Annotated in this window: 18 protein-coding genes; 3 read left to right on the top strand and 15 right to left on the bottom strand. The window is 72.5% G+C overall.

The genetic code is table 11. The features are described 5' to 3' along the window. Positions 1-102 precede the first annotated feature (102 nt). The 5 genes from ACX25U_RS24590 to hrcA form a co-directional block, all read right to left on the bottom strand. Positions 103-675, bottom strand: a complete 573-nt coding sequence (locus ACX25U_RS24590; RefSeq protein WP_454383194.1) for a hypothetical protein — start codon at positions 673-675, stop codon at positions 103-105. An 86-nt stretch (positions 676-761) separates the two neighbouring features. Next, on the bottom strand, positions 762-1,502 hold the full coding sequence (locus ACX25U_RS24585; RefSeq protein ID WP_454383192.1) for a 16S rRNA (uracil(1498)-N(3))-methyltransferase: 741 nt from the start codon (positions 1,500-1,502) through the stop codon (positions 762-764). Beyond that, positions 1,499-2,587, bottom strand: coding sequence for a nitronate monooxygenase (locus ACX25U_RS24580; protein ID WP_454383190.1), 1,089 nt, complete (start codon positions 2,585-2,587; stop codon positions 1,499-1,501). Before ACX25U_RS24580 ends, ACX25U_RS24585 begins: the two co-directional genes overlap by 4 nt. A gap of 74 nt (positions 2,588-2,661) precedes the next feature. Further along, on the bottom strand, positions 2,662-3,801 hold the full coding sequence (gene dnaJ / locus ACX25U_RS24575; protein ID WP_454383189.1) for a molecular chaperone DnaJ: 1,140 nt from the start codon (positions 3,799-3,801) through the stop codon (positions 2,662-2,664). Further along, positions 3,802-4,818, bottom strand: a complete 1,017-nt coding sequence (gene hrcA / locus ACX25U_RS24570; protein WP_454383187.1) for a heat-inducible transcriptional repressor HrcA — start codon at positions 4,816-4,818, stop codon at positions 3,802-3,804. Between the two features lie 136 nt (positions 4,819-4,954). Here hrcA and ACX25U_RS24565 point away from each other — a divergent pair, with 136 nt between their 5' ends. Together ACX25U_RS24565 and ACX25U_RS24560 are read left to right on the top strand one after the other, a co-directional pair. After that, a complete protein-coding gene (locus ACX25U_RS24565) occupies positions 4,955-5,689 on the top strand; it encodes an MBL fold metallo-hydrolase (protein WP_454383185.1) in 735 nt (244 codons plus the stop codon). Positions 5,690-5,721: 32 nt separating this feature from the next. After that, complete coding sequence (locus ACX25U_RS24560; protein ID WP_454383183.1) at positions 5,722-6,576, top strand: DUF3097 domain-containing protein; 855 nt, start codon at positions 5,722-5,724, stop codon at positions 6,574-6,576. Positions 6,577-6,795: 219 nt separating this feature from the next. Here the strand turns inward: ACX25U_RS24560 and hemW are convergent, their stop codons facing one another. The 4 genes from hemW to lepA all read right to left on the bottom strand — a co-directional run bounded on the left by hemW (position 6,796) and on the right by lepA (position 14,268). Continuing rightward, a complete protein-coding gene (hemW, locus tag ACX25U_RS24555; RefSeq protein ID WP_454383182.1) occupies positions 6,796-8,028 on the bottom strand; it encodes a radical SAM family heme chaperone HemW in 1,233 nt (410 codons plus the stop codon). Between the two features lie 59 nt (positions 8,029-8,087). Further along, positions 8,088-10,034 (bottom strand): SpoIIE family protein phosphatase, encoded by a 1,947-nt coding sequence (locus tag ACX25U_RS24550; RefSeq protein WP_454383180.1) that lies wholly within the window; start codon positions 10,032-10,034, stop codon positions 8,088-8,090. A gap of 230 nt (positions 10,035-10,264) precedes the next feature. Then, the gene (locus ACX25U_RS24545; protein WP_454383178.1) at positions 10,265-12,139 is read right to left on the bottom strand and encodes an AMP-dependent synthetase/ligase; all 1,875 of its coding nucleotides are present in this window, start codon (positions 12,137-12,139) and stop codon (positions 10,265-10,267) included. A 260-nt stretch (positions 12,140-12,399) separates the two neighbouring features. Next, entirely contained in the window at positions 12,400-14,268 is a 1,869-nt protein-coding gene (gene lepA, locus ACX25U_RS24540; RefSeq protein ID WP_454383176.1) for a translation elongation factor 4, read from the bottom strand. Between the two features lie 221 nt (positions 14,269-14,489). Here lepA and rpsT point away from each other — a divergent pair, with 221 nt between their 5' ends. Then, positions 14,490-14,756: a 30S ribosomal protein S20 gene (gene rpsT / locus ACX25U_RS24535; protein WP_454383174.1), complete on the top strand. Its 267-nt coding sequence runs from the start codon at positions 14,490-14,492 to the stop codon at positions 14,754-14,756. A 208-nt stretch (positions 14,757-14,964) separates the two neighbouring features. Here rpsT and holA read toward each other — a convergent pair whose 3' ends face one another. The 6 genes from holA to ACX25U_RS24505 all read right to left on the bottom strand — a co-directional run bounded on the left by holA (position 14,965) and on the right by ACX25U_RS24505 (position 22,347). Continuing rightward, complete coding sequence (holA, locus tag ACX25U_RS24530; protein ID WP_454383172.1) at positions 14,965-15,954, bottom strand: DNA polymerase III subunit delta; 990 nt, start codon at positions 15,952-15,954, stop codon at positions 14,965-14,967. Positions 15,955-16,014: 60 nt separating this feature from the next. After that, positions 16,015-16,260: a hypothetical protein gene (locus ACX25U_RS24525; RefSeq protein ID WP_454383170.1), complete on the bottom strand. Its 246-nt coding sequence runs from the start codon at positions 16,258-16,260 to the stop codon at positions 16,015-16,017. 33 nt (positions 16,261-16,293) lie between these two features. Beyond that, the gene (locus ACX25U_RS24520; RefSeq protein WP_454383168.1) at positions 16,294-17,094 is read right to left on the bottom strand and encodes an arylamine N-acetyltransferase family protein; all 801 of its coding nucleotides are present in this window, start codon (positions 17,092-17,094) and stop codon (positions 16,294-16,296) included. 4 nt (positions 17,095-17,098) lie between these two features. Beyond that, a complete protein-coding gene (locus ACX25U_RS24515; protein ID WP_454383166.1) occupies positions 17,099-19,705 on the bottom strand; it encodes a ComEC/Rec2 family competence protein in 2,607 nt (868 codons plus the stop codon). Next, positions 19,702-20,382 (bottom strand): helix-hairpin-helix domain-containing protein, encoded by a 681-nt coding sequence (locus ACX25U_RS24510; protein ID WP_454383164.1) that lies wholly within the window; start codon positions 20,380-20,382, stop codon positions 19,702-19,704. Before ACX25U_RS24510 ends, ACX25U_RS24515 begins: the two co-directional genes overlap by 4 nt. 1,119 nt (positions 20,383-21,501) lie before the next feature. Next, positions 21,502-22,347 (bottom strand): DegV family protein, encoded by an 846-nt coding sequence (locus tag ACX25U_RS24505; RefSeq protein WP_454383162.1) that lies wholly within the window; start codon positions 22,345-22,347, stop codon positions 21,502-21,504. Positions 22,348-22,375 lie beyond the last annotated feature (28 nt).

Here is a 22,375-nt window from a genome sequence, read left to right as displayed (position 1 = left end):
GTCGATCGTGCAAGACCTGCTGGTCCGCTGGGCCCGCAGGCGACGTGAGCCAGGAATCTCCCTGCTTCGGCCGGGAGAGGGTTCAAGCCGTAGAGGTCGGCCTCACTTGCCCTGGACGGGCCAGCAGGTGGGGTCGCCCTGGCACCAGACCGTCCGCGTGACGGTCACCGTGACCGTCGGGCCCGGCTGCCCGTTCGTGGGCCGGTGGGTGACGGGCGGCCTGTACGTCGGCCCGGTCGTGGCATCGCAGTTGCCGAGGCCGCTCACGTGGAACCACTCCTTCCCGCCCACCTCGGCGGTCAGGTCCCCGCGCACACAGGCGCCGTCGACTGCGCGGGTGACCTTTCCGGTGACGGTGATCTTCCGGCCGTCCTTCGTCTCCCCCTGGCAGTCGACGGTGACCACGGTGGTCGCGGACGCCGACGGCGTCGGTCTCCCCGGCGTGTACGCCTTGTCGCCGCCGTAGTTGCCCGTGCAGGTGAGCCAACGCACGGAAGCGTGCCGCCGGTTCAGCTCCGCGGTCGCCGTCCTGTCGGTCGTGTACGCCACCGACGCGGTGCTCAGCCCACCGGGATCACACGCGACGGCACCACCCACGGCACTCACCACGAGCACCGCTCCGGCCATCACCCTCCGCCCCCGCGACAGACGCGGAATCCGCTTCGATCCGCCCATGTCCGGAAGCGTGCCACCGCTGCGCCCGGGGCGGTAGAGCGCATACGGTCACTCGCGCGCCGCGTGCGCCCAGGCGCCCCTGCGGGTCAGGACCAGCGGCCAGTGCGGCCCAGGAGCAGGGCGGTTGCCGCCGTGCCCGCGGTCGATGTGCGCAGCACGGTACGGCCGAGGACGTACGCCCTCGCGCCCGCCTCCCGGAACAGTTCCAACTCCTCCGGGGAGACCCCGCCTTCGGGGCCGACGACGAGCACGATCTCGCCCTCGGTGGGGAGTTCGGCGGTGGCCAGGGGTTCCTCGCCGGTCTCGTGGAGTACGGCGGCGAAGTCGGCCTTGGCCAGAAGTGCGGCAACCTGCTTGGTCGTCGCCGCGTCCGCGACCTCGGGGAAGCGGACCCGGCGGGACTGCTTGCCGGCCTCACGGGCGGTCGAGCGCCACTTGCCGAGCGCCTTCAGCCCCCGGTCGCCCCTCCACTGCGTGATGCAGCGGGATGCGGCCCACGGCACGATCGCGTCGACGCCGACCTCGGTCATCGTCTCCACGGCGAGCTCGCCCCGGTCGCCCTTGGGGAGGGCCTGGACGACGGTGATACGGGGGGTCTCCGGCGGTTCCTCGACCAGGGACTCCAGGTCGGTGATCACCAGCCGGTCCTTGCCCTCGGCGGCCTTCACCACGCCCTCGATCCAGCGCCCCCGGCCGTCGGTGAGCACCACGTCCTCGCCCGGTCGCAGCCGCTTGACCGAGACCGCGTGCCGCCCTTCGGGCCCGTCGAGTACGAACTCCGGTCCGATGCCGTCCAGTTGGTCGACGATGAACACCGGCGCGGTCATCGCGCACCACCTCTCGCCGCCGGACGGGCCGACAACGCCGTCCTGGCCGCGTCGAGTTCGTCCATCAGCACCCCCACCAGCTGCCCGGCGGGCAGCTCGCGGGCCATCCGGTGGCCCTGCCCCGCCCACAGCGCCATGCCCTGCGCGTCGTCCGCCTTCGCTGCCGCCTTGCGCAGTGGTGAGGTGAGGTGGTGGACCTCCGGGTAGGCGGCGGGCGCATACGGGCCGTGCTCCCGCATGAAGCGGTTGACCAGCCCGCGGGCCGGCCGCCCCGAGAACGCGCGGGTCAGCTCCGTACGCGGGAACAGCGGGTCGGTCAGCGCCTGCTTGTGCACGGCGTACGCGCCGGACTCGGGGGTGGCGAGGAACGCCGTGCCGAGCTGGGCCGCGCTCGCGCCCGCCGCGAGTACGGCGGCGATCTGGCTGCCGCGCATGATGCCTCCGGCCGCGACGACCGGGATGTCCACCGCCTCACGGATCTGCGCGACGAGCGAGAGCACGCCGATCCCGGCGCCGTCGTTCTCCGGCAGGTCGCGGTGGGTGCCCTGGTGGCCACCGGCCTCCACGCCCTGGGCGATCACCGCGTCCGCGCCCGACCGGTCCACGGCGAGCGCCTCCTCGGCGGTCGTCGCGGTGACGAGGACGAACGTGCCGACCCGGTGCAGCGAGTCCACCACCTCGCGGGTGGGCACGCCGAAGAGGAAGGAGACCACCGGTACCGGGTCGTCCAGCAGCATGGCGAGTTTGGCGTCGTAGCCGTCATCGCGTCCGTTCTCCGGGTCACCGAGCTCGGTGTCGTACCAGCCGGCCTCGCCGGCCAGCTGCTGGGCGTAGAGGTCGACGGCGCCGGACTCGGCGCTCTCCGGCTGCGGCATGAACACGTTGACGCCGAAGGAACGGCCGGTCAGCCCGCGCAGCTGCTTGATCTCCTGGTACATGCCGTCCGCGGTCTTGTAACCGGCGGCGAGGAAGCCCAGTCCGCCCGCGTCGGACACCGCGGCGGCCAGCCCCGGCACCGAGGGACCGCCCGCCATGGGTGCCTGCACGATCGGGTGCGGGAAGAGATCGGTCAGCGCGGAGGACATGACCGCATGGTGTCACGCCCTCCGCACAAGTCCGAATCCGGGCGACCTCCGGCATATGCCGGAGGTATCCCCCGTCAGCGACCGTTGAACGCGTCCTTGAGCCGGGAGAACAACCCCTGCTGCCCCGGCTGGAACTGCCCCTGCGGGCGCTCCTCTCCGCGCAGCTTGGCCAGCTCGCGCAGCAGGCGCTCCTGCTCGGGGTCGAGCTTGGTCGGGGTCTGCACCTCGACGTGCACGATGAGGTCGCCGCGTCCGCCGCCGCGCAGATGCGTGACGCCCCGGCCGTGCAGCGGGATCGACTGGCCGGACTGGGTGCCCGGGCGGATGTCGACCTCCTCCAGGCCGTCCAGGGTCTCCAGCGGCACCTTGGTGCCGAGGGCCGCCGCGGTCATCGGGATGGTGACCGTGCAGTGCAGGTCGTCGCCGCGCCGCTGGAAGGTCTGATGCGGCAGCTCGTGGATCTCGACGTAGAGGTCACCGGCGGGGCCGCCGCCGGGGCCGACCTCGCCCTCGCCCGCGAGCTGGATGCGCGTGCCGTTGTCCACACCGGCCGGGATCTTCACGGTCAGCGTGCGGCGGGCGCGGATGCGGCCGTCGCCGGCGCACTCCGGGCACGGGGTGGGCACCACCGTGCCGAAACCCTGGCACTGGGGGCAGGGGCGGGAGGTCATGACCTGGCCCAGGAAGGACCGGGTGACCTGGGAGACCTCACCGCGGCCACGGCACATGTCGCACGTCTGAGCGCTGGTGCCGGGGGCCGCGCCCTCGCCGTTGCAGGTGTTGCACACGACGGCCGTGTCGACCTGGATGTCCTTCGTCGTGCCGAAGGCCGCCTCGTCCAGCTCGACCTCGAGCCGGATCATCGCGTCCTGGCCCCGGCGCGTGCGCGAACGCGGTCCGCGCTGCGACGCCGTACCGAAGAACGCGTCCATGATGTCGGAGAAGTTCCCGAAGGCGCCCGCCCCGAAGCCGCCGCCCGCGCCGGCGCCGCCGGACTGCGAGAGCGGGTCACCGCCGAGGTCGTAGACCTGCTTCTTCTGCGGGTCCGACAGCACCTCGTAGGCGGCGTTGATCTCCTTGAACCGCTCCTGGGTCTTCGGATCCGGGTTGACGTCCGGGTGCAGCTCGCGCGCGAGCCGCCGGAAGGCCTTCTTGATCTCTTCCTGCGACGCGTCGCGACGCACGCCGAGAACGGCGTAGTAGTCCGTGGCCACCTACGACTCCGCCAGGATCTGTCCGACGTACCGTGCCACTGCGCGTACCGCTCCCATCGTTCCCGGGTAGTCCATGCGGGTCGGTCCGACCACGCCGAGCTTGGCCACTGCCTCGCCGCCCGAACCGTAGCCGACCGACACGATGGACGTGGAGTTGAGTCCCTCGTGGGCGTTCTCGTGACCGATGCGCACGGTCATGCCCGGATTCTGCGTCTCACCGAGCAGCCTCAGCAGGACGACCTGCTCCTCCAGCGCCTCCAGGACGGGGCGGATGGTGAGCGGGAAGTCGTGCGCGAAGCGAGTCAGATTGGCGGTGCCGCCGATCACCAGCCGCTCCTCGTTCTCCTCGACGAGCGTCTCCAGGAGAGTGGACAGCACGGTCGAGACGGTACCGCGGTCCTCGACGTCGAAGCCCTCGGGCAGGTCCTCGACCAGCTGCGGGACGTCCGTGAAGCGGCGGCCTGCGACCCGGCTGTTCAGCCGCGCCCGCAGGTCGGCCAGCGACGTCTCCCCGAAGGGCGCGGGGCAGTCGATCATCCGCTGCTCGACCCGGCCGGTGTCCGTGATCAGCACGAGCATCACACGCGCGGGCGCGAGCGCCAGCAGCTCCACGTGCCGCACGGTCGAACGGGTCAGCGACGGATACTGCACCACGGCGACCTGCCGGGTCAGCTGCGCGAGCAGCCGCACCGTGCGGGCCACCACGTCGTCGAGGTCGACGGCGCCGCCGAGGAAGTTCTGGATGGCGCGCCGCTCCGGCGCGGTCATCGGCTTGACCTCGGCCAGCTTGTCGACGAACAGGCGGTACCCCTTGTCGGTGGGGATACGGCCGGCGCTGGTGTGCGGCTGGGCGATGTAGCCGTCTTCCTCCAGGGCCGCCATGTCGTTGCGGACCGTGGCCGGCGAGACACCGAGGTTGTGCCGCTCGGTCAGGGCCTTGGAGCCGACCGGCTCCTCGGTGCCGACGTAGTCCTGGACGATGGCGCGCAACACTTGAAGCCTTCGCTCACTGAGCACCGCGCACACCTCCAGAATCGTTGATCGGCTTCCCCACCTGGCACTCGGCGCATACGAGTGCCAGCTTTACCCGCCCAGTGTACGGCTGTCGGGTACACCCAGGGCAAGGCCGGTCCTGCGAGGCTAGCGTCGCCGTATGAGCGTGACTTGGGAAGAGCTGGGGTGGGAGCGGCTGGCGGACGGGGTCGGGCGGGTCCGCCTTCCGGTGTGGGACTGCACGGCCGGGCTGGTCGTCGGGGCGGGCCGCGCGCTGCTCGTCGACGCGGGAGCGAGCCTGGCGGAGGGCACGCGGCTGTGCGCGCAGGCGCGTGAACTCGCCGGCGGCGGTGTGACGCTTCTCGCGCTGACGCATCCGCACTTCGACCACGTCTTCGGGGCGGCGGCGTTCACGGACGCGGAGGTCTTCGCCGCCGAGGGCTCCCGCGCGGTGTACGACGGCACCGGGGGCGCGCGTGCCGAACTGCGCGCGGACGCGGTGCGCCACGGGCTGGACGCACGGGCGGCCGAGGAGGCGGCGGACGCTCTGGTACGACCCGGCCGCGAGGTCCGCGACCGGGTCACGCTCCCGCTCGGCGGCGGACGGGAGGTGCTGCTGGCGAACGTGGGCCCCGGGCACACCGCCCACGATCTCGCGGTCGTCGTCCCGGGCGAGCCGGCCGTCGTCTTCTGCGGCGACCTGGTCGAGGAGTCCGGCGAACCCCAGGCGGGCCCCGACGCCGTACCGTCCCGGTGGCCCGCCGCCCTCGACCGGCTGCTGACGCTCGGCGGCGAGGACGCGCTGTACGTGCCCGGTCACGGAGCGGTGGTGGACGCGGCCTTCGTCCGGGCCCAGCGGGACGCCCTGGCCGCACGCTTCGGCGTGTCGCGCTGACCGCGTACGGGCTTCTCCATATCGTCACTCGAATGCGCCCACCCGTCTCCCGCCACCACCCTTCCGACGAGGGTCCTCCGGGCCCGCGCCTTCGTTCGTACTCGCCCGACCTGACTCCGCCGTGGAAGAAGCCGAAGGCCGTGCCGGAGGTTCCGGCCGAGCCCGGTCTGGTGGTGGAGGAGCCGGGCACCGGCTTCTGCGGGGCGGTGATCCGCTGCGAGGCGGGCACGGTGACGCTGGAGGACCGCTTCGGCAAGCATCGGGTGTTCCCGCTCCAGCCCCGCGGCTTCCTGCTGGAGGGCAGGGTGGTCACGCTGGTGAAGCCGTCGTCCGGTCCGCCGCGGCCCACCCGTACGGCCTCCGGTTCGGTGGCCGTCCCCCACGCACGCGCGCGCGTGGCCCGCGCCGGACGCATCTACGTCGAGGGCCGGCACGACGCCGAACTGGTCGAGAAGGTGTGGGGCGACGACCTGCGCGTCGAGGGCGTGGTCGTGGAGTACCTGGAGGGCGTCGACGACCTGCCGGCGATCGTCGAGGACTTCGCCCCCGGCCCGGACGCCCGCCTCGGCGTCCTCGTCGACCACCTGCTCCCCGGCACGAAGGAGTGGCGCATCGCCGAGTCGGTGACCAGCGAACACGCCCTGGTGGTCGGCCACCCCTACATCGACATCTGGCAGGCCGTGAAGCCTTCTTCCCTGGGCATCGAGGCCTGGCCCACCATCCCCCACGGCCAGGACTGGAAGACAGGCGTGTGCCAGGCACTGGGCTGGCCGGAGAACACGGGCGCGGCTTGGAAGGGGATCTTGTCCAAGGTCCACTCGTACAAGGACCTGGAGCCGGAGCTATTGGGCAGGGTAGAGCAACTGATCGATTTCGTAACGGCTTAGCGCTACCTCAGCCTGCGGGCGGCATCTGCCGCAGCCACGGGCAGTCGTGCCGCTCAGCCTGCGGGCAGTCGTGCCTCCCCCAGTGCTGAACGCCTGGGGGGACCCCCAGGGGCGGCACGGGTGGGCGCTGGGGGTACCCCTGCTCGAAGAGCTCCGGGGAGGCACCCCGCAAGCGCGGTGAGCGACCCCACCCCCACAGCAACACCAACGGCGCCCCAGTCAGTCCACCAGGTCCCGCACCACCGCATCCGCCAGCAACCGCCCCCGCAGGGTGAGCACGGCACGCCCGGCCGCGTACGGCTCCTCCTCGAGCAGCCCGTCGGACAGCGCCCGCCGGGACGCCGCCAGGCCCTCCGGACGCAGCAGGTCCAGCGGGACACCCTCCCGCAACCGCAGCTCCAGCAGAATCCGCTCCACCCGCCGATCCTCCTCCGTGAGGAGTTCCCGACCGGCACCCGGGGAACGGCCGGAGGCGAGGGCCGCCGCGTACGCGCCGGGGTGCTTCACGTTCCACCACCGCACACCCCCCACATGGCTGTGCGCGCCGGGCCCCGCGCCCCACCAGTCGGCGCCCCGCCAGTACAGCTCGTTGTGCAGGCAGCGGCCCGCCTCCGACGTGGCCCAGTTGGAGACCTCGTACCACGAGAACCCCGCCCCGGACAGCGCCTCCTCCGCGATCAGATACCGATCGGCGTGCACGTCGTCGTCCGTCATCGGGATCTCCCCCCGCCGGATCCGGCGGGCCAGCTGCGTGCCCTCCTCCACGATCAGCGCGTACGCCGACACATGGTCGGGCCCGGCCCCGAGGGCCGCGTCCAGCGAGGCCCGCCAGTCGTCGTCGGACTCACCGGGCGTGCCGTAGATCAAATCCAGGTTGACGTGCTCGAAACCCGCTGCACGCGCCTCGGCCACGCACGCCTCGGGCCGCCCGGGCGTGTGCGTACGGTCGAGGATCTTCAGCACGTGCCGCCGGGCGCTCTGCATCCCGAAGGAGATCCGGTTGAAACCGCCCTCCCGGAGCGCGGCCAGGTAGGCCGGGTCGACCGACTCGGGGTTGGCCTCCGTGGTGATCTCCGCGTCGGACGCGAGGCCGAACTCGTCGCGGATCGCCCCCAGCATCCGCACCAGGTCGTCCGCGGCCAGCAGTGTGGGCGTACCGCCGCCGACGAAGACCGTACGGACCTCGCGCGGGTCGTCGCCGAGCACCTTGCGGGCGAGGCGGACCTCGTCGACGAGAGTCCCGGCGTAGTTGTCGCGGGAGGCGAGCACCCCGCCGGTGCCGCGCAGCTCGGTGGCGGTGTAGGTGTTGAAGTCGCAGTAACCGCAGCGGGTCGCGCAGTAGGGGACGTGCAGGTAGAACCCGAGGGGCCGGTCGGCCGCCCCGGCGAGCGCGTGCGCGGGCAGCGCGCCGTCGCCGGGTACGGGCTCGCCGTCGGGAAGTGCGGAAGGCATGCGTCCCATTGTCCAGCACCACGACGGAAGACCCGTCCCGCCGGTCGGCTCCAGAACCGTTACTCCACACACTCCGCCTGCAGCACCAGCAGGGCCAGGTCGTCCTCCGGAGGCCTGGCCCCGAACTCGTGCACGAGCCGCCGGATGCGCTCGGCGATCAGTTCCGCGTCGAGCCCGGCGCAGCCGGCGAGGGCCGCGGCGAGCCCGTCGCCGTCGTCGAACTGGCGGGAGCCGGAGCGCCGCTCGGTGACACCGTCGGTGACGCACAGCAGGGTGTCGCCGGGGCCGAGCTCGAAGGTCTCGCAGGTGTACGTCTCGTCCTCGATCACCCCGAGCAGGGTCTGCGGCCGGGCGACCGCACGCACGTCTCCGTCGCGCCCGAGGACCAGCGGCAGCGGGTGCCCGGCGCAGGCGAGGGTGCAGCGGACGCCGCCGTCGAAGGGGGCGAGCTCGCCGTACAGGAGGGACAGGAAGCGGGTCTGGGGGCTGTCGCCGGGGGCCTGGGCCCGGCCGCCGGCGGCCGCCAGGACGCGGGCGGCGGCGTCGGCGGCCTCGGTGGCGTCGTCGAGGAGAAGCTGGTTGAGGCGGTCGAGGACGTCGGCGACGCGGTATCCCTCGCGGGCCAGCAGCCGCAGCCAGGGCCGGGCGAGCCCGATGACGACGGCGGCCTCGGGCCCCTTGCCCTGTACGTCGCCGACGGCGAAGCACCAGCGGCCGTCGCCGGCCGGGAAGAGGTCGTAGAAGTCGCCGCTCGGGCCGCCCTTGTCGCACGGCTCGTACACCAGCGCGCTGCGCAGACCGGGGATCTCGGCGACCGCGCCGGGCAGCAGCCCGCGCTGCAGTACGGCGCTGATGGTGGCCTGCCGGGCGTACTGACGGGCCGCGCCGATGGCGAGCGCGACCCGGCGGCTGAGGTCCTCGACCAGCCCGGTGACCTCGTCGGGGAAGCGGAGCAGCCCGGTCCGTCCGATGACCAGCGTGCCCAGCGGGCGGCCGCCGGCGATCAGCCGGTACGCGAGTGCCGCACCGTGGGCCGCGTGGGGACCGAGGGCCTCCGCGGGCCAGGGGTAGGGGGTGGGCCCGGAGCGCAGGCCGTCGCCCGGATGCGGCGGGTCCTTCTCCAGGGCGCGGCGCAGCTCCTCGATGTGGTTCTCGCTGCCGTGCCAGACGCGGGCGAGCCGTGGCCCGGCCACGCCGGTGCCGTCGCTCCGGCCCGCCCCGCTCTCGTCCCCGCTCCAGTGGGAGGACCCCCACCGCGCGGTGGACTCGTCCTCCAGCCACACCGCGCACCAGTCGGCCAGCCGGGGTACGAGCAGCTGTCCGGTGAGCGAGGCGACCAGGTCCTCGTCGAGCTGCCCGGCGAGCAGGTCGGAGGCCTCGGCGAGAAAGGACAGCGCGCCCCGGCCCAGCCACTCCCGGTCCCGCCCGGTGTACTGCGGCCCGGGCGCGAAGACCTCGGCGACGGCGAGCCCGCTCTCGGTGTCGTAGGCCTGTGCGCTCTCGCCCACGGTGCCGCCCTCGGCGGGCAGCCGCGCCCACACCGTCTTGGCGCCGGTCCGGTAGGTGATGCCCCAGGCCTCGGAGAGGGTGGCGACCAGGCGCAGCCCGCGGCCGTACTCCGCGGGCTCGTACGGCACCTCGCCGCCGTGGTCGCGGGGGGTGCGCGAGGGGTGGTGGTCGCAGACCTCGATGACGAAGGCGCCGGTCTCGGGCTCCAGCCGGCAGGTCAGCTCGACGTCGGTGCCCGCGTGCACGACGGCGTTGGTGACCAGCTCGCTGACCACGATGACGGCGTCCTCGGCCAGTCGCTCGGCGATCACGAATCCGAGGTCCGCCCACTCCGTCAGCGCCGTGCGCAGCAGTGCGCGGGCGGAGCCGGGCGCGAGGGGGCTGCCGGGCAGCGTCGTATACGCCTCCGTGCCGTGGTGCGCGGTCGCGCCGGAGGCGTGCGCAGGCACCTCGGAGGCACGGAAGACGGTCTCCCGTTGCGTCGGAATGGCCCCCATCTGCGGCTCCCCGAGCAGTGCGGACGAATCGGTTCTGTCGACGAGGACAGAGTGACAGACAGACTGCACCCATAAGCAAGGAGTTACCGAAGTGAGTCGTCGAGGATGAGAACCGCACTGCAGAAGCGATCAAATATGGACAGATCCGGGCGTATCCGGACGCAAGTCGAACACAGCCGGGCCCCGCACCTCTGAGGGGTACGGGGCCCGGGCCTGCGTCGGCACAGCGGCTACGCCTCGCGCGCGCCCGCGTACATCTCGTCGATCAGGTGCTTGTACTCGCGCTCCACCACGGGCCGCTTCAGCTTCAGGCTCGGGGTGATCTCACCGTGCTCGACGTCGAGGTCGCGCGGCAGCAGGCGGAACTTCTTGATGGTCTGCCAGCGCTGCAGGCCCTCGTTGAGCCGCTTGACGTAGCCGTCGACCATCTCCACCGTCCGCGGCGCGGCGACGACCTCGGCGTAGGACCTGCCCCCCAGGCCGTTCTCCTTGGCCCACTCCAGGACGGCGACCTCGTCGAGGGCGATGAGGGCGGTGCAGAAGTTCCGGTCGGCGCCGTGCACGAGGATGTTGGAGACGTACGGGCACACCGCCTTGAACTGGCCCTCGACCTCGGCGGGCGCGATGTACTTGCCGCCGGAGGTCTTGATGAGGTCCTTCTTGCGGTCGGTGATGCGCAGATAGCCGTCCGGGGAGAGCTCGCCGATGTCGCCGGTGTGGAACCAGCCGTCGGACTCCAGGACCTCGGCGGTCTTCTCGGGCAGCTTGTGGTAGCCCTCCATGATGCCGGGGCCGCGCAGCAGGATCTCGCCGTCGTCGGCGATACGGACCTCGGTGCCGGGCAGCGGCTTGCCGACGGTGCCGGTGCGGTAGGCCTCGCCGGGGTTGACGAAGGAGGCGGCGGAGGACTCGGTGAGGCCGTAGCCCTCCAGGATGTGGATGCCGGCGCCGGCGAAGAAGTAGCCGATCTCCGGGGCGAGGGCGGCGCTGCCCGAGACACAGGCGCGCAGCTTGCCGCCGAAGGCCTCGCGGATCTTGGCGAAGACGAGAGTGTCGGCGACCTTGTGCTTGGCGGCCAGGCCGAAGGGCGCGGAGTGGGTGCCGGTGCGCTTGAAGTTGTCCTGGGTGACCTTGGCGTACTCGCGGGCGACCTCGGCCGCCCACTGGAAGATCTTGTACTTGGCGTTGCCTCCGGCGCGGGCCTTGGCGGCGACGCCGTTGTAGACCTTCTCGAAGATGCGCGGGACGGCCGCCATGTAGGTGGGCTGGACGACCGGCAGATTCTCGATGATCTTGTCGACGCGGCCGTCGACGGCGGTGACGTGGCCGACCTCGATCTGACCGGAGGTGAGGACCTTGCCGAAGACGTGGGCGAGCGGCAGCCACAGGTACTGCACGTCGTCGGCGCCGACCAGCCCGGTGGCGGCGATGGCCTTGGCCATGTACGACCAGTTGTCGTGCGGCAACCGGACGCCCTTGGGGCGGCCGGTGGTGCCGGAGGTGTAGATGAGGGTGGCGAGCTGGTCCTTGGTGATCGCGCCGACCCGCTCCTTGATCAGCGAGGGGTGCTCCTCCAGGTGGGCGGCGCCGCGCCTCTCCAGCTCGGCGAGGGTGAGCACCCAGTCGCTCGTCTCGACGCCGGCCGGGTCGATGACCACGACGTGGTGCAGATCGGGCAGCTCGGCACGCTTTTCCAGCGCCTTGGCCAGCTGGCCGGCGTCCTCCGCGATGAGGACCTTGCTGCCGGAGTCGGAGAGGATGAACGCGGACTCGTCGGCGTTGGTCTGCGGATAGACGGTGGTCGTGGCGGCGCCCGCGCACATGATGCCGAGGTCGGCGAGCAGCCACTCCACGCGGGTGGCGGAGGCGAGCGCGACCCGCTCCTCGGGCCGCACGCCCAGTTCGATGAGTCCGGCCGCGATCGCGTAGACCCGCTCGGCGGACTGCGCCCAGCTCAGCGACTTCCAGTCGTCCGGTCCCTGGCCGGAGGCAGGGGGTACGGGGTAGCGGTAGGCCTCGGCGTCCGGTGTGGCCGCCACGCGCTCCAGGAAGAGGGCCGCCACGGACGGCGGACGGTTCTCGATCAGGGTCTGTGCGTCGCTCACGACATCCTCCGGGGCCCGCGACATCGCGGCTGGCTCAAGTGCGGCTGGGGTGACTCACGGGGGTGGTTCAGGCTGCTGTTTAACTCGCGAGTAACTATCGAGCAGGCATCAGCGTAAAGGGCTCCCGGCCACCGCGTAAGGGGCTGTGGCCTGTCGCTTCCCACAGAGCGCTACCACGCGCACGCGTGGAGCCCGCCGCACTTGGGTACGACGGGCCCTTTTCCACCCGGTTTGCAGGGGTGGTGCCGGCAGCCGGGCGATTACTTCTTGCCCTTGGCCGACCCCGCGCTGTCATCGCTGGAGAGCACCGCGATGAAGGCCTCCTGCGGAACCTCCACGGAACCCACCATCTTCATGCGCTTCTTGCCCTCCTTCTGCTTCTCCAGCAGCTTCCGCTTACGGGAGATGTCACCGCCGTAGCACTTGGCGAGGACGTCCTTGCGGATGGCGCGGATGGTCTCGCGGGCGATCACGCGGGAGCCGATGGCGGCCTGGACGGGCACCTCGAAGCTCTGCCGCGGGATCAGCTCCTTGAGCTTGGCGACGAGCCGGACGCCGTACGCGTACGCCTGGTCCTTGTGGGTGATCGCCGAGAAGGCGTCCACCTTGTCGCCGTGCAGCAGGATGTCGACCTTGACCAGGGAGCTGCTCTGCTCTCCGGTGGGCTCGTAGTCGAGGGAGGCGTAGCCGCGGGTCTTGGACTTCAGCTGGTCGAAGAAGTCGAAGACGATCTCGGCGAGCGGGAGCGTGTAGCGGATCTCGACGCGGTCCTCGGAGAGGTAGTCCATGCCGAGGAGGGTGCCGCGGCGGGTCTGGCACAGTTCCATGATCGAGCCGATGAACTCGGTGGGCGCGAGGATCGTGGCCCGTACGACGGGCTCGTACACCTCGGCGAGCTTCCCCTCGGGGAACTCGCTGGGGTTGGTGACCGTGTGCTCGGTGCCGTCCTCCATCATCACGCGGTAGACCACGTTGGGGGCGGTGGCGATCAGGTCGAGACCGAACTCGCGCTCGAGCCGCTCGCGGATCACGTCCAGGTGGAGCAGGCCGAGGAAGCCGACGCGGAAGCCGAAGCCGAGGGCGGCGGAGGTCTCCGGCTCGTAGACCAGGGCGGCGTCGTTGAGCTGGAGCTTGTCCAGCGCCTCGCGCAGCTCGGGGTAGTCGGAACCGTCCAGCGGATACAGGCCGGAGAAGACCATGGGCTTGGGGTCCTTGTAGCCGCCCAGCGGCTCCTCGGCGCCCTTGTGCTGGCTGGTGACGGTGTCACCGACCTTGGACTGGCGGACGTCCTTCACGCCGGTGATGAGGTAGCCCACCTCGCCGACGCCGAGGCCGTCGGCCGGCAGCATCTCGGGCGAGTTGGTGCCGATCTCCAGCAGCTCGTGGGTGGCGCCGGTGGACATCATCCGGATCCGCTCGCGCTTGTTGAGCTGACCGTCGATGACACGGACGTACGTCACGACGCCGCGGTAGGAGTCGTAGACCGAGTCGAAGATCATCGCGCGGGCGGGGGCGTCGGCGACGCCGACCGGGGCCGGGATCTCCGCGACGACCCTGTCGAGCAGCGCCTCGACGCCGAGGCCGGTCTTGGCGGAGACCTTCAGCACGTCGTCGGGGTCGCAGCCGACGAGGTTGGCCAGCTCCTCGGCGAACTTCTCCGGCTGCGCGGCCGGAAGGTCGATCTTGTTGAGCACCGGGATGATCGTGAGGTCGTTCTCCATCGCCAGGTAGAGGTTGGCGAGGGTCTGGGCCTCGATTCCCTGGGCCGCGTCGACGAGGAGGATGGTCCCCTCACAGGCGGCGAGCGACCGCGACACCTCATAGGTGAAGTCGACGTGACCCGGGGTGTCGATCATGTTGAGGATGTGCGTGTTGCCGGGGTCGTGGGTGGGGGCCCACGGCAGACGCACCGCCTGGGACTTGATCGTGATGCCGCGCTCGCGCTCGATGTCCATGCGGTCGAGGTACTGAGCGCGCATCTGCCGCTGCTCGACCACGCCGGTCAACTGGAGCATCCGGTCGGCGAGCGTGGACTTGCCGTGGTCGATGTGCGCGATGATGCAGAAATTGCGGATCAGAGCCGGGGCGGTACGGCTCGGCTCGGGCACGTGGTTAGGGGTCGCGGGCACGCAGGGTCCTGTTTCTTGAGGCGCCTTATGCCTCGGGTCGGATCGATACGTAGCTTCCATGGTCCCACGGGTGGAGGACCGGTGACCGGTTTGGGCCGTCCGGCGGGCCACTGGTAGCGTGGGGAGCTGTGTCTCATGCCTTCTCCGCGCGAGGCACATCTCAAGAAATCACCGGTGCGGGACCCGTGCGGCCCCGTGCCAGAACCTGAAAAGGCTCATTCGTGGCGAACATCAAGTCCCAGATCAAGCGGAACAAGACCAACGAGAAGGCCCGGCTGCGCAACAAGGCCGTCAAGTCCTCTCTGAAGACCGCGATCCGCAAGGCCCGCGAGGCCGTTGCCGCGGGTGACGTCGAGAAGGCCACCGAGCTGCAGCGCGCTGCCGCGCGTCAGCTCGACAAGGCCGTCTCGAAGGGCGTCATCCACAAGAACCAGGCCGCCAACAAGAAGTCGGCGCTGGCCACCAAGGTCACGTCCCTCAAGGGCTGAACCCTTCCTTGATCTGACCGCCGGAAGGACCCAGGGCGGGCCCTCTCTCATCCGCCCCCGGCCGGCACCCTCGGATCCGCGCGCGGCCTGCGTTCGCCACGCGGGCGCGGATCCAACCAGCGTGAACCGAAGACCCCGGAGCCGTCCCCTTTCCCCAGGGGAGGAACCGGGGTCTTCGGCATGTACGTGCCTGTACGTGCCTTCCTGGCTACGCCCGGCCGCGGGAGCGGGCCGCGCGGGCGATGGTCACCACCGCCTTCTCCAGGGCGTACTCGGGGTCGTCGCCACCGCCCTTCACGCCGGCGTCGGCCTCGGCCACGGCGCGGAGGGCGATGGCCACCCCGTCCGGGGTCCAGCCGCGCATCTGCTGGCGGACGCGGTCGATCTTCCACGGTGGCATACCGAGTTCCCGCGCGAGGTCGGCCGGACGGCCACCGCGCGCGGAGGACAGCTTTCCGATCGCCCGTACGCCCTGGGCGAGCGCGCTGGTGATCATCACCGGTGCCACGCCGGTCGCGAGCGACCAGCGCAGCGCCTCCAGAGCCTCCGCCGCCCGCCCCTCGACGGCCCGGTCGGCGACCGTGAAGCTGGAGGCCTCGGCCCGTCCGGTGTAGTAACGGCCGACGACGGCCTCGTCGATCGTGCCCTCGACGTCGGCGACCAGCTGTGCCACCGCCGAGGCCAGCTCCCGCAGGTCGCTGCCGATCGCGTCGACCAGCGCCTGGCACGCCTCGGGCTTGGCCGAGCGTCCGAGTCCACGGAACTCGCCCCGGACGAACGCCAGCCGGTCGGCGGGCTTGGTCATCTTCGGGCAGGCCACCTCCCGCGCCCCCGCCTTGCGCGCGGCGTCGAGCAGCCCCTTGCCCTTGGCGCCGCCCGCGTGCAGCAGCACGAGCGTGATCTCCTCGGCGGGCGCCCCCAGATACGACTTCACGTCCTTGACCGTGTCCGCCGACAGATCCTGCGCATTGCGCACGACCACGACCTTGCGCTCCGCGAAGAGCGACGGACTGGTCAGCTCGGCGAGCGTGCCGGGCTGCAACTGGTCCGGGGTGAGGTCCCGTACGTCCGTGTCGGCATCGGCGGCCCTGGCGGCGGCCACCACCTCCCGCACAGCACGGTCGAGCAGCAGCTCCTCCTGCCCCACGGCGAGCGTCACCGGGGCGAGAGGGTCGTCATTCGCAGTCTTCCTGGCCATCGCGACAAGCATCCCACGGGCCACTGACAACGCCACGGGATCCGCAGGGCCGGGCGGGGGCTACGGTCCCTCCCACCAGCCCTCCCACTCCCCCACGAACGCTTCCAGCTCCCCCGGATCCAGCCGCCCCTCCTCGTCCCGCAGGACGACCAGCCACTGCGCGTCCTCGGCGTCGTCCTCCCCGGCCAGCGCATCGCGGACGATCCGCGGCTCCTCGCCGACCGCGAACCGCTCCCCGAGCGCCGCCGCCACCTCCTCCGCGGCATCCCGGTCGGGCAGCACCAGCACATGTCTCACATCACTCACGCCGACATTCTCCGGCACCCGGACCAGCCCTCCTCAGCCGCTCCTTCCGCCGAGCTCCCGCACGACCGGGACCGAGGCAAGCTCGATCCCGAACCGGTCCCGGTACACCGCGAGCACCTCCTCGTCCGAGGCCAGGTCCCGCACCTCGCGCGTCCCATCCGTCCCCGTCGTGGTCAGCGTGCGGCCGCTGAGGGTGATCCGACCGCCGTCCTCCGTGAGCCGCGAGCACACCAGCGACCGTGTGAAGTGCGAGGAGGGCGAGGTGCTGTGCCACCAGGCCCCGGCCAGGAAGTCGCCGAGCGCCCGGGGCCGTACCTCCAGCCGGTACTGGAGCTGCCCCTCCCGGACGACGTCCAGATCACCGGCCTCCGCCTCGACGATCCTGAACGTGCCGCCCGGCTCGACCTGTTCGCCCCGCTCCCCGAACGCCAGCGGGAAGTGGCTCAGCGCCCCGAAGCCCACGTCGGCCAGCCAGTCGCCCCCGTCCACCGTCCGCACCCGCAGCGCGAGATGGTCGTACGGGATGCCCAGCCGCCCCTCCTCCCCGTACACCCGCGCCGCGAGCAGCGCGACGCCGAACCCCAGCGCGTCCAGCAGCGCCCCGAACGCCCCGTTGAGTTCGTAGCAGAACCCGCCCCGCCGCACCCCCACCACCTTGTCCACCAACTGCTTCTCCTCCAGTACGATCCCCTCCCCGAGGTGGATCGACAGATTCTCGAAGGGCACGGTCTTCAAGTGCCGCAGCTGCAACTCCCGCAGGGCGGCTGTGGTGGGCGGGGCCGGGTGCTCGGCCCCGATGCGGCGGAGGTAGGCGTCGACCTGTACGGCATCCATGCCTTCAGTCTCGCGCCACCCGCAACCCCGCACCCGCCCCGGTCACCGCGAGCGCGCCGTCCCGGTCCGTGCGCAGCACCATCGCGCCCCCCGCACGCAGGGCGGCGACGGTGGCGGGGGCCGGGTGTCCGTACGGGTTGTCCGCGCCGCAGGAGATCAGGGCCAGGCGCGGGGCCACCAGGCGTATCAGGTCCGGGCTCTGGTAGGCCGAGCCGTGGTGGGCGACTTTCAATACGTCCACGCTCGCCAGTTGTGCGATCGCCGAGGAGTGCAACAGCTGCTGCTGGGCCGGGGGTTCGAGGTCACCGAGGAGCAGCAGCCGCAGTCCGCCGGACCGGACGAGCAGCGTCACGCTGGCGTCGTTGGGCCCGTCCGGGTCCGGTGCCGGGGGCGGTGGTGGCCACAGCACCTGCCAGATCAGGTCACCGGTGCCGCGCTCCTCCCCGGCGACGGCACGGGTGAGCGGAATGCCGCGGCCGGCCGCCTCCTTCCGTACGAACTCGGCCTGCTGCGCCGGTTCTTCGTGCCCGGTCGTCTCGATCGCGCCCACCGAGCGTCCCCGCAGTACGCCGCGCAGGCCGGCCACGTGGTCGGCGTGAAAGTGGGTCAGCACGACCAGCGGGACCCTGGTGATGCCGAGCGCGCGCAGACAGTGGTCCACCAGCGTGGCGTCGGGCCCGGCGTCCACGACCACACCCGCGCCCCGGCCCGCCGCAAGCACCGTCGCGTCGCCCTGTCCCACGTCGCACATCGCGAACCGCCAGCCCGGCGGCGGCCAGCCGGTGATCACCCGGGTCAGCGGCGGCGGCTGCACGATCACCAGCAGAAGGAGTGCCCCGCAGACACCGCAGAGCCAGGGGCGCCTGAGGAGCCACCGGCCCACGAGCACGGTCGCCGCCGTGACGAGGGCCAGCAACAACGCCCCGGTCCAGCTACCCGGCCAGTCCACTCCTCCGCCGGGCTGGGCCATCCCCGCCCGGGCCACCTTCGCGAGCCATCCGGTCGGCCAACTCGCGCACCAGGCGAGCGCCTCCGCCACCGGCATCGCGACCGGTGCCGTCGCCAGCGCGGCGAAGCCCAGCACCGTGGCGGGCGCGACCGCGACCTCCGCGAGCAGGTTGCACGGCACCGCGACCAGGCTCACCCGGGCCGACAGCACGGCCACGACCGGCGCGCACAGCGCCTGCGCGGCGGCCGCCGCGGCCAGCGCCTCGGCCAGGCGGGCGGGCACCCGGCGCCGTCGCAGCGCCGCGCTCCAGCGGGGTGCGAGCGTGAGCAGGGCGCCGGTGGCCAGCACCGACAGCAGGAAGCCGTAACTGCGGGACAGCCACGGGTCGTACAGCACCAGCAGCAGCACGGCGGTCGCCAGGGCGGGCAGCAGCGATCTGCGGCGCCCGGTCGCGAGGGCGAGCAGCGCCACGGCTCCGCAGGCCGCGGCCCGCAGCACGCTCGGGTCGGGTCTGCACACGACGACGAACCCCATGGTGAGCACCGCGCCGAGCAGCGCGGTGCCGCGCAGCGTGAGGCCGAGTCGCGGCGCGAGGCCGCGGCGCTCGGCATGCTGGGCCAGGCCGGGCGGTCCGACGAGCAGGGCGAGGAGGATGGTGAGGTTGCTTCCGGAGACGGCCAGGAGGTGAGTGAGGTCCGTCGCCTTGAACGCCTCGTCCAGCTCGGGGGTGATACGCGAGGTGTCCCCGACGACCAGGCCCGGCAGCAGTGCCCGCGCGTCCGCCGGCAGGCCGTCGGTCGCCTCCCGCAGCCCCGCCCGCAGCCGGCCGGCCAGCCGCTGTGGTCCGGACGGCTCCGCCACCACTTCGGGCGCCGCCCGGTCCCGGACCCGTAGCACCGCCGCGATCCGATCGCCGCCCGTCAGCGGGGGCGCCAGCCGCGCGGTCACTCTCAGCCGCGTGGACGGCAGCAGGCCGAGCCAGGGCGAGCGCCGCGTCGGGTCGGCCGACGCACGTCGCGCTCCCGCTGACGTGCCCTCGGTGCGGGCCGGCTTCCACGAGCCGGTGCTGACGAGGATCAGCACCGGAGTCCGGGTCGTCACGGCCGCCGCTCGGCCCGTCCGTTCGACGCGCCGTACCTCGGCGTCGATCAGTACGGAGGTCGGCGCCACGTGGTCGCCGCGGACCCGGGGGCGGGTGAGACGAGGGTCGGACGTCAGCTCCACCTCGGCGGTCACCGTGGCGTACTGCCGCGCCAGGGCGGGCACCGGCCCGCGCCGTACGTCCGCGCCGTGCAGCCCGGCGGAGACGGCGGCCGCGGCGGTGGCGAGCAGCACTGCGGCGACGGAGGCACGCGCCCAGGTCCGCCCGGTGGGAAGGGCAGGCGTCCGTCCGTGTCCTGGATGTCGTCGGCCGAGCAGGAGTACGGCGGCTGCGGCGAGGCAGGTGATCACGAAGCCGGTCACCCGGCCCGTGGGGGCGTCCAGCGCGAGTGCGGCCGTCGCCCAGGCCGCGAGCGCGGGTGGGACGAGCCGGAGGTCTGCTGGTCCTTCCTGTCGCGGGTGGGCGGCACCGAGCCGTTTGCCGGAGGCGGCGTGCACCGCCGGGCGGACGTGGCGATCGAGAACCGTGGGTCCGCGCGGGTCGTCGGAGTTCCGGCTCATGGGCCGACCAGGCTTCGCAGGTCGGCGAAGCGGCGCTCGCCGATGCCGCTGACCTCACGCAGCTGGTCCACCGAGCGGAAGCCTCCGTGCTGCGTGCGGTAGTCGATGATGCGGCGGGCCAGCACGGGGCCGACGCCGGGGAGGGTCTGCAACTGGTCCGCGGTGGCCGTGTTGAGGGAGACCGGGGCCGTGGGAGCGCCCGCACCGCCCCCACCGGCCGCACCCTTGCCGGGCGATGGGGGTTCCGCAGCCCGGGCCGGGCCGCCGACGACGACCTGTTCGCCGTCCACGAGAAAGCGGGCCCGATTGAGGCCGTCGGTGTTGGTGCCGGGGCGCACCCCGCCGGCCGCCCGCAGCGCGTCGGCGACCCGCGATCCGGCGGGCAGGCGCTGGATTCCGGGGTGCCGGACCTTGCCGCTGACGTCCACCACGATCTCCGTGCCGGCCGCTGCGGGGGCGCCGGGTGAAGTGACCGGCGCCGCGGCGGCGGTGCCCTTGCCCTCCGCCTGGCCCTGACGAGGAGCCACGGCCCGCACCACCCCGGGTGCTTGGACGGCCTGGGTACGGCCGGTCCAGAAGTGCTGCACGGCGAGAACCGCGGCAACGGCGAGCAGCACCGTGAGTGCCACCACGTTCCTGCGTTCCAGCCCGCACCGCGCCTGCAACCACAACGGCATCCGCTCCCGCACCGCACCCGCAACTCGCCCCCGCCAGTCCGGCACGGACCCGGCCCGGCCGACACCGGCCCCGCCAACCGGTCCTACGCCGGCCGGCTCCGCCGAGCCCGCCTCGCTCCTATCGGCAAGGACAGCACCGGCCATGTCGGCGGAGCCCACGCCAACCACCCCGGACGGGCGAATCCGAACCGCGGCAGCCGGACCCACATCGCCCACGCCGGCCGGCACCACGCCACCTGCCGCAATCGGGCCCGACTTGCTCCCGACAGCCGGGCCCGCGCCGGCCACGGCAGGTGCACCCCTGTCGGCCACGGCAGACCGGCCCGTGTCTGCCACGCCGGTCAGGTCTGCGTGAACCACACCAGTCCGACCCACGCGGACCGCCCCGGACGGACTCGCCCGACGCGCGGCAGCACAGCGCGCGGCGGCCACCGCGGCCGGGCTCGCCTCACACACGGGGTCAAAACCCGCGTCGGCCATGGCAGTCGAGTCCGTGGCGTCTGTCGTAACCGGGCCCGCGGCACCCGAGGCAGACGGGCTCGCCTGCCTCGGGGCAGCGAAGCCGGCTCCGACTCCGGCAATCGCGTCCTCGCCACCCGCCGGAGTCGAGCCCGCGCCAACCACCGCAGCCGGGCCCGGAGCGTGCTGCCGGGCGGTGCCGGCATCGGTCCGGTGCGGGCTGCTCGGCGGCGCGTGGGTCTCGCCCACTGGGCGGCCGGTCCGGGCCGGGTCCGAGACCGGGACCGGGACCGGGACGGCCCAGGACGGCGTGGGCCGACCGGACCGGGCCGACGACGCCGGGTGCGGGCCGGGCTTGGGCTTCTCCGCGGCTTCCGGGGGGCCGATTCCCGACTCCCCCGCCCGTACGGCACGTTCGGCGAAGAGGGACTGCGCGCGTCGGCGCAGTTCCTCGGCCGAGGCGTGGCGGGTCGGTCGGCGGTGACGGGCGCGGCTGTCCGAGGCGGGGGCGCGACCCGGTCCGCTGGTCGCTGCGGACGTATGTGAGCGTGATCGAAGTGCCATGCGAGGAGCGTCGGGCAACCCGGCGCCTTCGCGATGATCTTGCTCAATTCTCGGGGATTACCCGCCAGTTGTGGATAACTCCGTCACCCGGACGAGCTACCGGGGCGAGACCACGACTCCCAGCAGCCCCGGCCCGGTGTGCGCACCGATCACCGCCCCGACCTCGCTGACGTGCAGGTCGGCCAGTCCGGGCACTCGGGCGCGCAGCCGGTCCGCGAGGGCCGACGCCCGGTCCGGGGCGGCGAGATGATGGACGGCGATGTCCACGTCGGCTCCGCCCGCACGCTCGGTCACGACCTCCTCCAGCCGGGCGATCGCCTTCGAGGCGGTGCGGACCTTCTCCAGCGGTTCGATACGGCCGCCCTGCAACTGCAGCAGCGGTTTCACCGCGAGCGCGGAACCCAGCAGCGCCTGCGCCGCGCCGATGCGGCCGCCGCGGCGCAGATAGTCGAGCGTGTCGACGTAGAAGAACGCGGAGGTTCCCCCGGCACGCTTCTCCGCGGCCGTGACCGCCTCGTCCACCGTGCCGTCGGCCTCGGCGACCTCGGCCGCGGCCAGGGCGCAGAAGCCGAGCGCCATCGCGATCATTCCGGTGTCCACCACCCGTACCGGCACCGGTGCCTCGCGGGCGGCGAGCACCGCGGCGTCGTAGGTGCCGGAGAGCTCCGCGGACAGGTGCAGGGAGACGATGCCGCTCGCGCCGGACTCCGCGACTCTGCGGTAGGTCTCGGCGAACAGCTCGGGGCTGGGGCGCGAGGTGGTGACGGGCCGCCGCTTCTGCAGCGCCTGGGCGAGTGAACGCGTCGAGATCTCGGTGCCCTCTTCGAGCGCCCGGTCGCCGAGGACCACGGTCAGCGGAACCGCGGTGATGCCGTGGCGCTCCATCGTCCGCGGCGGCAGGTAGGCCGTTGAATCGGTGACGATCGCGACATGGCGGGACATGAGCTGGAGGCTACCTGCCGTAGCGCTC

This window comes from Streptomyces sp. JNUCC 63 (assembly GCF_054366325.1).
This window is presented reverse-complemented; position numbering and strand designations above follow the sequence as displayed.

Excerpts from the sequence above, each read along its gene's own strand:
- ACX25U_RS24565 (WP_454383185.1), top strand. The coding sequence starts at position 4,955 with ATGAGCGTGACTTGGGAAGAGCTGGGGTGGGAGCGGCTGGCGGACGGG.
- ACX25U_RS24515 (WP_454383166.1), bottom strand. The coding sequence starts at position 19,705 with ATGAGCCGGAACTCCGACGACCCGCGCGGACCCACGGTTCTCGATCGC.
- ACX25U_RS24580 (WP_454383190.1), bottom strand. The coding sequence starts at position 2,587 with ATGTCCTCCGCGCTGACCGATCTCTTCCCGCACCCGATCGTGCAGGCA.
- ACX25U_RS24510 (WP_454383164.1), bottom strand. The coding sequence starts at position 20,382 with ATGCCGTTGTGGTTGCAGGCGCGGTGCGGGCTGGAACGCAGGAACGTG.
- holA (WP_454383172.1), bottom strand. The coding sequence starts at position 15,954 with ATGGCCAGGAAGACTGCGAATGACGACCCTCTCGCCCCGGTGACGCTC.
- ACX25U_RS24560 (WP_454383183.1), top strand. The coding sequence starts at position 5,722 with ATGCGCCCACCCGTCTCCCGCCACCACCCTTCCGACGAGGGTCCTCCG.
- ACX25U_RS24550 (WP_454383180.1), bottom strand. The coding sequence starts at position 10,034 with ATGGGGGCCATTCCGACGCAACGGGAGACCGTCTTCCGTGCCTCCGAG.
- ACX25U_RS24585 (WP_454383192.1), bottom strand. The coding sequence starts at position 1,502 with ATGACCGCGCCGGTGTTCATCGTCGACCAACTGGACGGCATCGGACCG.
- ACX25U_RS24505 (WP_454383162.1), bottom strand. The coding sequence starts at position 22,347 with ATGTCCCGCCATGTCGCGATCGTCACCGATTCAACGGCCTACCTGCCG.
- ACX25U_RS24590 (WP_454383194.1), bottom strand. The coding sequence starts at position 675 with ATGGGCGGATCGAAGCGGATTCCGCGTCTGTCGCGGGGGCGGAGGGTG.
- ACX25U_RS24520 (WP_454383168.1), bottom strand. The coding sequence starts at position 17,094 with ATGGATGCCGTACAGGTCGACGCCTACCTCCGCCGCATCGGGGCCGAG.
- hemW (WP_454383182.1), bottom strand. The coding sequence starts at position 8,028 with ATGCCTTCCGCACTTCCCGACGGCGAGCCCGTACCCGGCGACGGCGCG.